At 62.6% G+C, this 12,586-nt stretch carries 14 protein-coding genes; 8 read left to right on the top strand and 6 right to left on the bottom strand.

The features are described 5' to 3' along the window. Positions 1–98 precede the first annotated feature (98 nt). Both thsA and MEMAR_RS11580 read right to left on the bottom strand, forming a co-directional pair. Positions 99–1,760, bottom strand: a complete 1,662-nt coding sequence (thsA, locus tag MEMAR_RS11575; RefSeq protein ID WP_011845178.1) for a thermosome subunit alpha — start codon at positions 1,758–1,760, stop codon at positions 99–101. Positions 1,761–1,817: 57 nt separating this feature from the next. Next, a complete protein-coding gene (locus tag MEMAR_RS11580) occupies positions 1,818–2,732 on the bottom strand; it encodes a transcriptional regulator (protein ID WP_011845179.1) in 915 nt (304 codons plus the stop codon). Positions 2,733–2,779: 47 nt separating this feature from the next. Here MEMAR_RS11580 and MEMAR_RS11585 point away from each other — a divergent pair, with 47 nt between their 5' ends. The 5 genes from MEMAR_RS11585 to MEMAR_RS11605 all read left to right on the top strand — a co-directional run bounded on the left by MEMAR_RS11585 (position 2,780) and on the right by MEMAR_RS11605 (position 7,481). Continuing rightward, the gene (locus MEMAR_RS11585) at positions 2,780–4,063 is read left to right on the top strand and encodes a tRNA(Ile)(2)-agmatinylcytidine synthase (protein ID WP_011845180.1); all 1,284 of its coding nucleotides are present in this window, start codon (positions 2,780–2,782) and stop codon (positions 4,061–4,063) included. Between the two features lie 480 nt (positions 4,064–4,543). Continuing rightward, positions 4,544–5,479 carry a deoxyhypusine synthase gene (locus MEMAR_RS11590; RefSeq protein ID WP_011845181.1) on the top strand — a complete coding sequence of 312 codons (936 nt, stop codon included), beginning with the start codon at positions 4,544–4,546 and terminating at the stop codon, positions 5,477–5,479. Further along, the gene (gene pyrF, locus MEMAR_RS11595; RefSeq protein WP_011845182.1) at positions 5,476–6,111 is read left to right on the top strand and encodes an orotidine-5'-phosphate decarboxylase; all 636 of its coding nucleotides are present in this window, start codon (positions 5,476–5,478) and stop codon (positions 6,109–6,111) included. The genes MEMAR_RS11590 and pyrF overlap by 4 nt, the downstream gene beginning before the upstream one ends. A gap of 117 nt (positions 6,112–6,228) precedes the next feature. Further along, positions 6,229–6,591 (top strand): anaerobic ribonucleoside-triphosphate reductase, encoded by a 363-nt coding sequence (nrdD, locus tag MEMAR_RS11600; RefSeq protein ID WP_011845183.1) that lies wholly within the window; start codon positions 6,229–6,231, stop codon positions 6,589–6,591. After that, entirely contained in the window at positions 6,588–7,481 is an 894-nt protein-coding gene (locus MEMAR_RS11605) for an adenosylcobinamide amidohydrolase (protein ID WP_011845184.1), read from the top strand. The genes nrdD and MEMAR_RS11605 overlap by 4 nt, the downstream gene beginning before the upstream one ends. A gap of 4 nt (positions 7,482–7,485) precedes the next feature. Here MEMAR_RS11605 and MEMAR_RS11610 read toward each other — a convergent pair whose 3' ends face one another. Further along, positions 7,486–7,680, bottom strand: a complete 195-nt coding sequence (locus MEMAR_RS11610) for a DUF1858 domain-containing protein (protein ID WP_011845185.1) — start codon at positions 7,678–7,680, stop codon at positions 7,486–7,488. A 318-nt stretch (positions 7,681–7,998) separates the two neighbouring features. Here MEMAR_RS11610 and MEMAR_RS11615 point away from each other — a divergent pair, with 318 nt between their 5' ends. From MEMAR_RS11615 to MEMAR_RS11625, 3 genes are all read left to right on the top strand, one after another. Beyond that, positions 7,999–9,258 carry a nucleotide-binding protein gene (locus MEMAR_RS11615; protein ID WP_011845186.1) on the top strand — a complete coding sequence of 420 codons (1,260 nt, stop codon included), beginning with the start codon at positions 7,999–8,001 and terminating at the stop codon, positions 9,256–9,258. Further along, positions 9,255–9,821 (top strand): RPA family protein, encoded by a 567-nt coding sequence (locus MEMAR_RS11620; RefSeq protein WP_011845187.1) that lies wholly within the window; start codon positions 9,255–9,257, stop codon positions 9,819–9,821. The genes MEMAR_RS11615 and MEMAR_RS11620 overlap by 4 nt, the downstream gene beginning before the upstream one ends. A gap of 264 nt (positions 9,822–10,085) precedes the next feature. Further along, the gene (locus tag MEMAR_RS11625; protein WP_011845188.1) at positions 10,086–10,301 is read left to right on the top strand and encodes a hypothetical protein; all 216 of its coding nucleotides are present in this window, start codon (positions 10,086–10,088) and stop codon (positions 10,299–10,301) included. Positions 10,302–10,328: 27 nt separating this feature from the next. Here MEMAR_RS11625 and MEMAR_RS11630 read toward each other — a convergent pair whose 3' ends face one another. The 3 genes from MEMAR_RS11630 to MEMAR_RS11640 all read right to left on the bottom strand — a co-directional run bounded on the left by MEMAR_RS11630 (position 10,329) and on the right by MEMAR_RS11640 (position 12,474). Continuing rightward, a complete protein-coding gene (locus tag MEMAR_RS11630; protein WP_245526607.1) occupies positions 10,329–10,952 on the bottom strand; it encodes a recombinase family protein in 624 nt (207 codons plus the stop codon). 186 nt (positions 10,953–11,138) lie between these two features. Further along, on the bottom strand, positions 11,139–11,813 hold the full coding sequence (ribB, locus tag MEMAR_RS11635) for a 3,4-dihydroxy-2-butanone-4-phosphate synthase (protein ID WP_011845190.1): 675 nt from the start codon (positions 11,811–11,813) through the stop codon (positions 11,139–11,141). Further along, on the bottom strand, positions 11,806–12,474 hold the full coding sequence (locus MEMAR_RS11640) for a DUF120 domain-containing protein (protein WP_011845191.1): 669 nt from the start codon (positions 12,472–12,474) through the stop codon (positions 11,806–11,808). Before MEMAR_RS11640 ends, ribB begins: the two co-directional genes overlap by 8 nt. Positions 12,475–12,586 lie beyond the last annotated feature (112 nt).

Genomic DNA, 12,586 nt, shown 5'->3' on the forward strand with positions numbered 1-12,586 from the left:
AGGTGCGGGTGCAGTTCCCGACGGGGGAAAGGTGCAAAAAAAAGAATACCGGGACCGGATCGCGATCCTGGATCGTATCGTGGGACGGTATGGTGATCTTACATCGGGGGCATGCCCATGCCGCCCATGCCGCCCATGCCACCGCCCATGGCAGCCATCTCCTCAGGAGAGGGGCCGGCGGACTTGGACGAGGCGATGACATCGTCGATCCGGAGGATCATGACGGCTGCCTCGGCGGCGCTTGCGATTGCCTGGGTCTTCACCCGCAGGGGCTCGATGACACCGGCCTTGAGCATATCGCCCGATACGGCGTTGAAGACGTCAAGTCCCATGTACTTTGCGTTCTTGCCGCCCTTCTCGTGGGCTGCGCGGAGGGCGACGAGCATGTCGATCGGGTCGAGGCCCGCGTTCTCGGCAAGCGTCCTCGGGATGATCTCGAGCGCGTTCGCAAACGCTTCGATGGCGAGCTGGGCGCGGCCGCCGACACTTGCGGCGTACTCGCGGAGCCGGAGCGAGAGCTCGATCTCGGGCGCACCGCCGCCGGCGACGAACTTCTTGTCCTCGACGGCAACGCTGACGACCCGGAGCGCGTCCTCGATGGCGCGGTCGAGTTCGTCGACGACGTGCTCGGTGCCGCCGCGGATGATGATCGAGACCGCCTTCGGGTTCTCGCACTCGGTGACGAAGATCATCTCTTCGCCGGAGACCTTCCTCTCCTCGACGCTGCCCGCCTTACCGAGTTCCTCGGGGGAGATGGCGTCGATGGAACTGACGACGGCCGCACCGGTGGCGCGGGCGAGTTTCTCCATGTCGCTCTTCTTGACACGGCGGACGGCAAAGATGCCGGCCTTGGCGAGATAGTGCTGGGCAATGTCGTCGATGCCCTTCTGGCAGAAGAGGACGTTTGCACCGCTTGCAATGATCTTGTCGACGATGCCCTTGATCATCCGCTCCTCTTCATCGAGGAACATCTGGAGCTGGTCGGGGCTCGTGATGCTGATCTCGGCGTCGACCTCGGTCTTCTTGAACTCGACGGCGGCGTTCAGGAGCAGGATCTTCGCGCTCTTGACGGCACGGGGCATCGCAGGGTGGACGCGCTCCTTGTCGATGATCATGCCCTCGACGATCTCGGACTCCTCGATGGATCCGCCGACCTTCTTCTCGACCTTCACGAACTCGGTGTCGACGCTGCCGTCGGCGTCGGCGACCATCGTGATTGCCTTGACGACGAGCTCGGTGAGTTTCTCCTTTGCAGCCTCGGCGCCCTTGCCGGTCATGGCGGTGTCGGCAAGCTTCTTGAGCATCGCCATGTCGTCGGGCTTGACGTCGACGGCGATCTCGTCGAGGATATCCTGAGCCCTGTCGGCTGCCATCCGGTAGCCGTGGGCGATGACCGTGGGGTGCACGTCTTGGTCAAGGAGATCCTCTGCACGCTTCAGGAGCTCGCCTGCGATCACCACGGCGGTCGTGGTGCCGTCGCCGACCTCATCGTCCTGGGTCTTGGCGATCTCGACCATCATCTTCGCGGCAGGGTGCTCGATATCCATCTCTTTCAAGATGGTCACACCATCGTTCGTGATGACGACGTCGCCGATGGTATCGACGAGCATCTTGTCCATGCCCTTGGGCCCAAGCGTTGTCCGTACAGCGCTTGCGACGGCCTTTGCGGCTGCGATGTTGCCCGACTGTGCGTCACGACCGCGGGTACGCTGGCTACCCTCTTTTAGAATAAAGATTGGTTGTCCTCCAAGACTTGACATAGGTATCACCGTTGTTAAGCGATAGAAAGGTAGGTTTGTGGTTCTATATAAACTTATTCACTCGTTTATCATATCTATGAGTTCCGAGCCGTCTTCGAGGGTGTGGAGATGTTCTTCTCCGATAAGAAGCGTTTTGCCGATCTTTTTTTGCTTTTTGTAATCCGTGACGACGCACATGGCAAACGTCTTCGTGATCTGCGAGATGTTGCCGATGAGCGAAGCGCGCTTCACGATCTTCTGGGAGGTGCCGTACGCCGTCAGGATCGTGTGCCGATCGAAGAGCGCCAGCGCCTGGAACGGGGCCTGCCGCATCGCATGGATCTCCATCCCCATACGTTCGAGGTCGGCCAGAACGTCGCCGGGCGTGGACTCCAGATGCTTCTCGGGTTCGGGAGTGCGGTAACCGAGGAGCTCGATCGTCTCGACGAGGGGGGCGTTGAAGATCTCCTCGAGCTTGATGGCAACGTCGAGCGTGGTACCCATCCCGCTCTCGTACTTGCTGATTGTCCGGCGGGAAACCCCGAGGTGCGACGCGAGATCCCCGAGCGACATCCTGAAGCGCTCCCGCACCTCCCGCAGAAGGTCGCCCTTGATCCTCACGTAGAGGCCGCCGGGGGAGGCGTAGACCATCGGCGAGAGCCCTTCCACGAAGTAGTCGTAGAGTGTCTCGGGATTGAGGGCAAAGAGCCCGTAGCGGATGTAGACGACACCGCGTTCGAGATCCGTATCGCGTGCCCGCTCCCCGACGATGAGGGGGGTGGCCTCCAGGTAGCGGGCGATCAGGTTGAGATCCCAGGTGATGTCGGCGCTCACGCTGTCGATATGAGAGGCGACTTTGATGATGACGAGGTTGTCGCCTTTCTTCGCGATAAGGTCGAAACTCCGCGGACGGATGTTGCATCGCTCCGAGACGTCGAAGTTCGCGAGGAGCATGATGCTGATGACCATCTGAGGAAGGCGATCCTGCGACATAACCCGTAAGAATCGATATAGCCGGAGACGATATAAACTAGAGGGTTATGTGGATCGGGATCGACGATACGGACTCGCCTGCCGGGATGTGCACCACCTACCTCGGTGCGGTCCTGGTGCGGCGGCTCGCGCAGGCGGGGTTGCGCGTCGTCGGCGCCCGCCTGGTCCGGTTGAACCCGAACGTCATCCACAAGACCCGGGGGAACGCGGCGATCGCCATCGAGGCCGACGGCGATCCCGAGACGGTCTTCGCACTCGCCACCGCGTGCGTCGAAGAACTCGCGGAGTTCGGCGATGAAAAGACCAACCCCGGCGTGGCGGTGGCGAGCGTCCGCCCGCCGCCGGACTTCTACTACGCGGCGCTCCGGGACTACTGCACCGTGGACGAGGCCGTCGGGGTGCTCGAGGCGGCCGGGGCCCTGTACCGGGGCTACAAGAACCGGCGCGGGCTCATCGGCGCAACGGCGGCGATTTCAAGCGATTTCCCCGACCTGACCTACGAACTGCTCGCCTACCGGAAGCGCCCGGCGTGGGGGACACACCGGCAGGTGGATGCGGCGAGCCTCTTTCGCGCCGAGGAGAGGACCTACCCGCATACCTGGGACACGGTCGACCGGGAGAACGGCGTGGTGGTCGGGGTACCCCACACACCCGACCCTGTCCTCTTCGGCATCCGGGGGGAGAGCCCGGCATGGGTAAAAGAGGCGCGTTCTTTTGTCCGCTCAGAGGAGCCTGCCTGCGAGCAGGTCTACACCACCAACCAGGGAACCGACGCTCACCTGGTGCCGGGATCGGCCGCAACCCTCCGGGAGGGGCGGTCGTACCTGGTGGTGGGCACGGTCGCGGAGATCGCGGCCACCGGGGCCGGCGGCCACGTCACGTTCCTCCTGAAAGATTGCGGCGTCGATCTCCGCTGCATGGCCTACGAGCCGACCAAGGGGTTCCGGGGCGTCGTGAGGGCGCTCGTCCCGGGCGACGTGGTGGCCGCGGCCGGGAGTTACAAGGGAGGGAGCCTGAACCTCGAGAAACTCGGGGTCGCCCGCCTCGCCGACGCGGTTCGGATCCGCCCGCCGGTCTGCCCGGCCTGCGGGAAACGGATGACGAGCGCCGGAACCGGCAAAGGCTACAAGTGCAGGGTCTGCGGCGAGCGTAGTCGCGAGCCCGAGACCGAGGCGTTGGAGCGCCGGATCCGGCCCGGGTGGTACGAGGTACCCCCTACCGCCCGCCGGCACCTCGCACGACCCCTGGTGCGCGGCGTCCCGGCATGGGAAGAGAACGTGCTGCAACACGGCCGGGGATGCGATGCCTCCCCCACCACGTCAATCAAATGAACTTTACAAAAAAAGATTTATAATGTTTGTGAGTTAACTTACTCTCTGGTGATCCCGTGCCGACGATCTGCGGCGAAAGTATGCGTGCCCTGACCTCTCCGTCCGCGACGGTGCCACCCTTGTCGGACGGGGTTTTACGGCAGGCTGTACGAGTTCGCGGCCGAGTATGCACGGAACGAAGACGAAGGTAGGCCTTCTGGACGCCTTTCCGTTTCCGGCCCGAAAGTCCGCTCTCTAGAGAGATGGTCCGGGTATACCGGATCCCGACACGGCGGGACGAGTGGGATCATCCCGTGTCGGATAACCAGTCATCCCCTGTCTGGCAGTGGGGGCCCGACCACCGGGCCCCCGCAATATCATGGCATTTTTAGCAGGACATCCCTTTCAGCCGACGGGCACTCCCCGGCGGCCCGGCGAAAAGACGATCCATTATCGTGCATGAATGCCAATATCTCGTACAGAAGCTGGTGTAACAGTATCATGACCTTCAAGTACGGGGAAGCGGTTCAGCAGGCACGGGTGCACCCCGGGATGACGGTCGGCGAACTCGTCGACGAACTCGGGAAAGCCGGAGCCTACAACGGGGGATCGTTGTGGCAGGCGGTCAACATCTACGAACGGATGCTCCGCGACGAGAAAGCGCTGAAGTTCTTCGGCCTCTCGGGCGCGATGGTGCCCGGCGGCATGGGAGGCATCGTCGCCGACCTCATCGAGAGAGGGCATATCGACGTGCTGGTCTCGACGGGGGCGAACCTCACCCACGACGTCATCGAGGCGATCGGGTGCCACCACTACCACGGGACCGCTCAGGTCTCCGATACCGAACTCTGCGAGGAGGGAGTCAACCGGATCTACGACATCTTCCTCCCGAACGAGGCGTTCATCCGGTTCGAGGAGTTCCTGCAGGACACCTACTCGTCCCTCCCCGAAGGCTCGACGGTCTCGATCTCCGATCTCCTCGGCCGGATAGGGAGCAGGCTTGACTCGGGGATCCTCTCCGCGGCGGCAAAGGCCGGGGTGCCGGTCTACTGCCCGGCCATCCAGGACTCGATGATCGGACTGCAGTACTGGCTCTTCTCCCAGACACACAAGGTCACGGTCAGCGCGTTTGCCGACATGCCCGGGCTCCTCGACCGGTGCTTTGAGGCCGAACGGGCCGGCACCATCCTCGTCGGCGGCGGCGTCCCGAAGAACTACATCCTGCAGAGCAAACTGATGACCGAGACCGGGTTCGATTACGCGGTGCAGCTCACCGGCGACCGGCCGGACCTCGGCGGCCTCTCGGGGGCGACGCTCGACGAGGCCCGGTCGTGGGGCAAACTCACCGGCGAGGCCACCGCCGCAACGGTCTACGGCGACGCGACCATCAACCTGCCGCTCCTGGTTGCGGCAACCCTCGAGAGGCTGGGGTCATGACCGAGCTGATCCTCTCTCTCGACGTCCTCGACCGGAAACAGGCGGTGAGCATCGCGGAGTCGTGTGCACCCTTCATCGACGCGATCAAGATCGGCTACCCTCTGGTCCTCTCGACAGGCCTCTCGATCGTCGAGGAACTCGCCGATCTCGCCCTCCCGCTCATCGCCGACTTCAAGGTCGCGGACATCCCGAACACCAACCGCCTCATCTGCGAAGCGATCTTCTCGGCCGGGTTCGACGCCGTGATCGCCCACGGGTTCGTGGGAGCCGATGCCGCGAGAACCTGCGTCGAGGTGGCTCACAGGCATAGCGGAGCGGCCTACATCGTCGCCGAGATGAGCCACCCCGGGGCGACCGAGTTCTTCCACGGCGGCGTGGGCGAACGCCTCGCGGAGCTCGCCGTCGCCTGCCGGGCCGACGGCATCATCGCTCCGGCCACCCGCCCCGAACGGATCGCCCGGCTCCGGGAGATCGTCGGGAGCAAGGCGATCTACTCGCCGGGCGTGGGGGCGCAGGGCGGCGACCCCGACGCGGTTGCCCGGCTGGTCGACGGGATCATCGTGGGGAGAAGCATCTACGAGGCGGAGGACCCGGGCGCCGAAGCCGAACGCCTCTCCCGCATCCGCCGGTGATGAGTTCTCCGTTCTGATCCCCGTCAGGGGAGATGACGAACCCTATGAGTGATCTGAGGCGGATGCGGCTTATCCCGCATCTGAAGGATTATATATTCTCCCGCAGATACTCGTATCATGAACTGGAGTCCCGAACAACTTAAACTGGCGGAGAAATACCGGAGCCTCGATGAAATCCCCGCGGGAGAACGGCGGTACAAGTGCCACACCTGCCACTTCGTCGTGGACGAGAACCCCTGTCCTCACTGCGGCGAGACGTCGCTCGAGGTCATGTGTCCGCTCGACCACTGCGACTGCCACCACGAAATCGTCGAGAGCATCGAGTACTGTCCGCTCTGCGGCAAGGCCGTCTGCCCGGAGTGCGGGAGCCACGATGTCATGCAGATCAGCAGGGTCACCGGGTACCTCCAGGACGTTGCGGGATGGAACGCGGGCAAGCAGCAGGAACTGAAAGACCGGACCCGTTATTCCGTCGTATGAGACATTTCGTCAGGGACGAGACTCTTTTTCTTCGCGGCCGGTTCAGGGCGGCGAGCACCGGCGTCAACGGTGGTATCGCCGACGTCACGACGGTCCTGAACCACACCGTGCCCCGCGACTTCGCGGGCGATCCGGTGCGCCATCTCGACCTTCTCGCGGCCCGGCACGGGATCTTCCGGGACTACTTCGGCCTCCTGACCGCTGTTCGGATGCACCACCTCTGCGTGCTCCAGTACGACTTCGTCACCGTCTTCATCACCGCCGGGGTGACCAACCCGACGGGGAGGCCCACGAGGGCCGACGCCCCGCACACCATCAACATCATCGTCTACAGCCGGGAGGGGATGTGTGATTCGGCACTCCTTGAGACGATCGTGACCGCGACGGGGGCGAAGGCCCAGGCGCTCCACGACCTCGGCTACGACTTCCCGGGGACCACGACGGACGCGGTCGCCGTCGCCTGCGAGCGGGACACCTTCGGTGTGCAGACCTACGCAGGGACGCTGACGGAGATCGGACGGCGTGTTCACGCGGCGGTTCTGCACGGTCTCCCGGAGGCCCTCGCACGGCAGCAGGGGAAGATCCAGCGGAGCGAGCCGTCATTCTTCATTTACAGCCGCTACGGCGGGGATCACTGGGTGGAATGGCAGAAGGAGAACTGCCCCTACTACCCCTGCCATTTCCCAGGCCAGCGGTGCGACTACTGCTACTGCCCATGCTACCCCTGTGCGGACGAAGAACTCGGTGAATGGGTCGATAGTTCCAACGGCGGCAGGATCTGGGGGTGCGCCGGCTGTACGCTGCTGCACATCCCGGAAATTGCAGATTACATGAAAAGAAATCCGGAGGCCGCTCTCGCCGAACTCAAGCGCCTCCGGGAACGATTATAGTCGGTTACGCCTCGGCGACGCCGAGGGCGGAGAGCATCTCTTCGAGGGGAATTCCGTGCGCCTGGGCGGCCTCCCTGATCGTCTCGTTGTTTGCGATGGCGCAGCCAAGGCAACCCATGCCGAACCGGAAGAGTACCTGTGCCGATTCGGGCTTCTCCCGAAGGAGTTCCGCGATTGTACTGTCCGCAGTCAATGCCATGCATCAGCTGTATGGCCTTGCCCCTATATATACATTCAAGTATCGGGTGCAGAGGTGCCCCGATTTGCTCGCGGACACTTAAACGGCGCATTCGCCCACCCCGGCAGGTGCAGGCAACCAGCGACCCGCATGGATACCGCCCCTCCGGTCAACGGGGACACGTGCGTCGCGTGATAGTCGGGGCGACCGGCTCCTGCCGTGCTCTCTTCCGGCCCGGGCGCACGGCGGGCGTTCAGGGCAGACTCCGAACTTACTTTCACATCGCGGGCCGAGTTCTTAATACCCTCGCGAGGTGAAGTACAGACTGGAGATGTAAGTATGAACCTATCAGAGGTAACAGAGAGAATCTCCCGGAAACTTGAAGCAAAAGGCGCACAGCCCGATCGGCAGAAGATCGAATCACGCCTCAGCCGTCTCGTCGAGGAGTTCGGCGTCAACGTCGACGAGGCCGAACGAACCGTGACGGCCGATCTCGCCCGTGAGTACAACGTCACCGGCGTCGGGAGTTCTTCCACCGAGCTCCGCCCGATACACGAGATCGTTCCCGGCGAGTGGGTCACGATCGAGGGGAAGATCGTTGCCCTGACCCCGCCTGTCTCGCCCTCGATCGCGCAGACCGGGATCATCGCCGACTCGAGCGGCGCCATCCGTTTTGTCACCTGGGCCCGGGCGAACGCTCCCGCGATGGAGTACGGCCACTGGTACCGGCTCGAGTCCGCGGTCGTCGACGAGTACAAGGGTGCGCCGAACCTGAAGATCCACTCGGGCACCACCATCGCCCAGATGGAGAAGGACGCCCCGCTCCTCCCCTCGATCACGCCTATCGCCGAGCTGAAGCCCGGTGTCGGGAGCGTGCGGGCCAAGTTCGTCCAGGAATGGGAAGCCTCCCACGACCGGATGCTCCAGACGGGGCTCCTCGGCGACGAAACCGGCACCATCAAGTTCGTTATCTGGAAAGAGGACGGAGCCGGCCCGGCGGCTCCAGAGGAGACGCCGGGGAAGGATAAGTTAGACCTCGATGCCGTCTACAACATCTACTACGCCACCGTCGACGAGTACAACGGCAGGCTCTCCCTCGCCCTGAACACCGCGATGTACATCGCCGACGAGGGCGATATCGAGGTCGGGCGAACCGAGACCGAGATCCAGGGAGCTCTCGTCCACGTCGCTCCCGGCTCGGGCCTGATCAAGCGGTGCCCCGTCGAAGGCTGCAACCGGACGCTCTCCCGGCAGAACTACTGCCCGGTACACGAGATCCAGCCCGAGTTCCGCTACGACCTCCGCATAAAAGCGGTTCTCGACGACGGCATACGCGCCAGAAACGTCCTGATGCAGCGCGAGGTCGTCGAAGCCCTCGCCGGGATCACCCTTGATGAGGCCATTCAGATCGCGGAGACGAACCCGCTCGGCATGGACGAGATCTTCTACCGTATCAGGAACATGGTGCTCGGGCGCTACTACACCTGCAGCGGGAACGAGTTCGGCGGCAGGCTGCTCGTCAACTCCTGCACCCCGATCGTGTTCCAGCCCGAAGAACTGGCTGCACTGTTGAACCGCGCCGGGGGTGAACCGGCATGAAGCCCCAGAGCGCATTCGAGCGCGAACCGGCACGAAGGGTCTTCGCATCCGAGCTCCGCGAGACTCGCTACCAGTTCAAGGACGGCGAGGACGAGAAGAGCCCGACCTACGTCATCCTCCCGAGCGGGATCCGGAGCAACCGGATCTTCATCGCCGGGACGCTCACCGAGAAGCAGCGGCAGGGCGACCAGAACATCTTCTATCGCGGAAGGGTGGTCGACCCGACGGGCACCTTCTTCATCATGGCGGGCTCCTACCAGCCCGAGGCGATGCAGCAACTTGCCCGGATAGAGCCGCCGGCCTTCGTCGCCGTCGTCGGGAAACCGAACCTCTACACGACCCCGGACGGGAACTGCCTGGTCTCGGTCCGCGTGGAGTCGATCACGGTCGTGGACCGCGAGACCCGCGACCTCTGGGTGCTCGATACCGCCCGCGAAACCCTGGACCGGTTGGATGCCTTCGGCACCACCGACGACTCGAAGAAGGCCCAGGAGGAGTACGGGACACAGCCCGACCTCTACAAAAAGATCGTCTACGACGCGCTCACCCAGGTGCAGTTGTAGAGGTTTTACCTCCGAAAACTCTTTTTTTTGCTGGCAACTGCCATTCGTTCTTGGGGATGCTCCCGAACGCTGCCGCATCTGTTGCGTGATCCCTTGTCCCCGGTTACAGCGGCTCTTTTCCATGAAGGGCGGTATGAAAGCGCCAATCTGTAAAGAGACTGGACAGAAAGAGTATATAGCAAAAGATTCGATTCTTACGCTGGCGATGCAGTCCCGGTTCCGATGCGAGGAACACGGGCGGAACGGTCAGGAGACATCTTCACCATGAACCGAAAAAAGATACTCACCTTCATTCTGGCCTTCGGAACCCTCTCTCTCATCTCGGCAATCTCTTACCTCGTAGACATCTGGGAGGAGGGAGCGAAGAGCGGCTACGCCCGGGTCGTCTTCATGATAGGCGCGGTGCTGGGCATGATCGCGATCCTGGTTATCACCCGGATCGAGTCGTGGATAACAGAGAGATACAACGATCAGGAGTAGCCGGAACAGAGGATTTTCCGGGAGGGATCACTCCTCCGGCTCCTGCCGGGCGCCCTTCCACTCCCCCTTCAGTTCCGGGTAGTCCGCGAGGATCTTGCTGACCGTGCTCCTGCTGACGTCGAACATCCGACAAATCTGGCTGATGCTCGTCCCGGACTGTCGTACCGTGAGGAGAGCCTCGACCTGCCCCTCGTTGAGCGCTTTCGGCCTCCCGATGGGGCGCCCGTCATCCTTCTTCGTCTTCTTCGAGACAGGAGGGGCGGTCTTCCGGCCACTCTCGCGGTACTCTTCCATATACGTGATGAAGTTGCCGATCGCCGCCCTCCTCTGCTCCTGGTCGTCCCGGAACCCGAAGAAATCGTTATTCACGCAGTAGACGGTGTAGTGCTCGTTCATGGTTTTGAGTGCGGCAAGCCCGGCGTCCGGGTCCCTCGCGAGGCCCGCAAGATCGTAGATAACGATATCGGGACAGTTATTGGCGGCGCAATACTCCAGCATCTCCGAAAAACCCTTCCGCTTCTCCGGGGGCGTTGCATTTGCCCGGTGATCGTGGAAGATTTCAACAATCTGAAACCGGTACTTGCAAAAGTCCTCGACATCCCCCTTTTGTGCTGCGAAATCCCCCTTCTTTCTCGTATTCAAGTATGCCACAGCATCTCTTTTCATCCGTTTATGGTGCCGTACAATCGTATATATTGTTTTTGAAAATACACGAGTTGCGCCGTTTTGCGGCGCAACCGGAGAGCCCGAGCACGTTGCGGGCGATGTCCAAAAAGGTCCCGAGGAATACTTTCCGGGAGGCGGGCTTTGCGGGGAAGGATCGAAAAGAGGTGGGTATTATTGCAGTTTCTCCGACTCCCACCGGTCCAGAACGTTTTTCCCCTCGATGAAGACAAGCCCGTGCTTTCTCGCATACTCCATCGCACCCTCCTTCGTGAGGGCAAACCCCGTCTCGTCGTCCAGCATCTCGCAGATCGTGACCGCCGGAGTGATATCGGCCATGGTCGCAAGCGCGATCGAGAGCTCGGTCTGCCCCCGCCGCTCGTCGAGGAGCCGGTCGGCTGCCCGGAGAAGCGCCATGTGTCCCGGTGTCCGGAAGTGCGCCGCAAAGTCGTGCCCGCCGCCGTTGAGCGACTTGCTCACCTCATCTGCAATGGCGGTGACCGTCAGCGCCCGGTCACGGTCGGTGACCCCGGTATAGGTCTCGCGGTGGTTCACCCAGAGGGAGAACGAGGAGTGGTTCTTCGGGTCGTACGGGACCTCCCCGTCCCTCTCAACGAGGCTGCAGGCCCGCAGGACTTCGTGCGCAAACGGCAGACCGAGCCTCTTTGCAGCCTCGGGGTGGACCGCCGTGCAGATCAGCCCGCCGCCGTCTTTACGCATCTGCCGGATGTGGGCGGGCGTGACGGCGTCTGAGCGGATCGCGAAGTCCGTCTCGCGCTCGCGGTTGTCAAAGTCATATAGCAGGACGAATTCGCCCCTTGCAAGGGCCTGTATGGCTGCATCAATCATGGGTAATCTCCACCTCGATCGTATCGTTATCGTTCAGGTTCAGGGCTTTGCGGAGTTCGCACCCGGCGATGACCTCGATGGTATCCTCCGGGTAATGAGTGCGGGAGGGCACGACTATCGCGCACCTGTACCCCCTGATCAGGCAGGGGAGCACCCGTGCGCCGCCGAACGTCCGATCGTCGGCGGTGAATCCGGGAACGTCGATCCACCCGGCGTGATCGAGATGCTTTCTGACCGCGATGCTCGCCGCATCGAGCCTGATGTTCAGGGTTCCGGGGAAGGGTTCGAACCCGAGACACCCGCCGAACTGCTCCTTGTAGTGAGGGATGCTCATGTAGTAACGGCCTTCCCCGAGCCCGCTGATCACCGTCCCGGTCAGGGTGTACCCCCTCTGATCCGGGTTGAAGATCCGGACGTAATCCGCGTATTCCCGCTTCAGCGCCTGCTCGCCCTCCCGGGTGACGGCGACGTACTGACCGTCGGGCTTCATCGATCGGGTGACGAACTGCTGCCGCTCAAGCGCGATCAGCCGCCGCGAAGCGGTCTGGGGGCTGATACCCAGTACGCTACCGAGCGACTGCGACGAGAGCCAGATAGGCCCCCGGCACCCGCCGAGCAGGGCGATCGTCTTCAGGGACTGCAGATCTTCCGCTTCAACCATTATACCATAATTGAGATGCATACTATATACGGGTTGCGCAACGATCCCATCCTCGCGATCTTCGTGAAATGTCGATGTGGGATACGCTAATTATTTAAGTCGGGGGTGCTGA

The sequence above is a fragment of the Methanoculleus marisnigri JR1 genome (assembly GCF_000015825.1).
In the GTDB taxonomy this organism is placed as follows: Archaea; Halobacteriota; Methanomicrobia; order Methanomicrobiales; family Methanoculleaceae; genus Methanoculleus; species Methanoculleus marisnigri.

Excerpts from the sequence above, each read along its gene's own strand:
- thsA (WP_011845178.1), bottom strand. The coding sequence starts at position 1,760 with ATGTCAAGTCTTGGAGGACAACCAATCTTTATTCTAAAAGAGGGTAGC.
- MEMAR_RS11580 (WP_011845179.1), bottom strand. The coding sequence starts at position 2,732 with ATGTCGCAGGATCGCCTTCCTCAGATGGTCATCAGCATCATGCTCCTC.
- MEMAR_RS11585 (WP_011845180.1), top strand. The coding sequence starts at position 2,780 with ATGTGGATCGGGATCGACGATACGGACTCGCCTGCCGGGATGTGCACC.
- MEMAR_RS11590 (WP_011845181.1), top strand. The coding sequence starts at position 4,544 with ATGACCTTCAAGTACGGGGAAGCGGTTCAGCAGGCACGGGTGCACCCC.
- pyrF (WP_011845182.1), top strand. The coding sequence starts at position 5,476 with ATGACCGAGCTGATCCTCTCTCTCGACGTCCTCGACCGGAAACAGGCG.
- nrdD (WP_011845183.1), top strand. The coding sequence starts at position 6,229 with ATGAACTGGAGTCCCGAACAACTTAAACTGGCGGAGAAATACCGGAGC.
- MEMAR_RS11605 (WP_011845184.1), top strand. The coding sequence starts at position 6,588 with ATGAGACATTTCGTCAGGGACGAGACTCTTTTTCTTCGCGGCCGGTTC.
- MEMAR_RS11610 (WP_011845185.1), bottom strand. The coding sequence starts at position 7,680 with ATGGCATTGACTGCGGACAGTACAATCGCGGAACTCCTTCGGGAGAAG.
- MEMAR_RS11615 (WP_011845186.1), top strand. The coding sequence starts at position 7,999 with ATGAACCTATCAGAGGTAACAGAGAGAATCTCCCGGAAACTTGAAGCA.
- MEMAR_RS11620 (WP_011845187.1), top strand. The coding sequence starts at position 9,255 with ATGAAGCCCCAGAGCGCATTCGAGCGCGAACCGGCACGAAGGGTCTTC.
- MEMAR_RS11625 (WP_011845188.1), top strand. The coding sequence starts at position 10,086 with ATGAACCGAAAAAAGATACTCACCTTCATTCTGGCCTTCGGAACCCTC.
- ribB (WP_011845190.1), bottom strand. The coding sequence starts at position 11,813 with ATGATTGATGCAGCCATACAGGCCCTTGCAAGGGGCGAATTCGTCCTG.
- MEMAR_RS11640 (WP_011845191.1), bottom strand. The coding sequence starts at position 12,474 with ATGGTTGAAGCGGAAGATCTGCAGTCCCTGAAGACGATCGCCCTGCTC.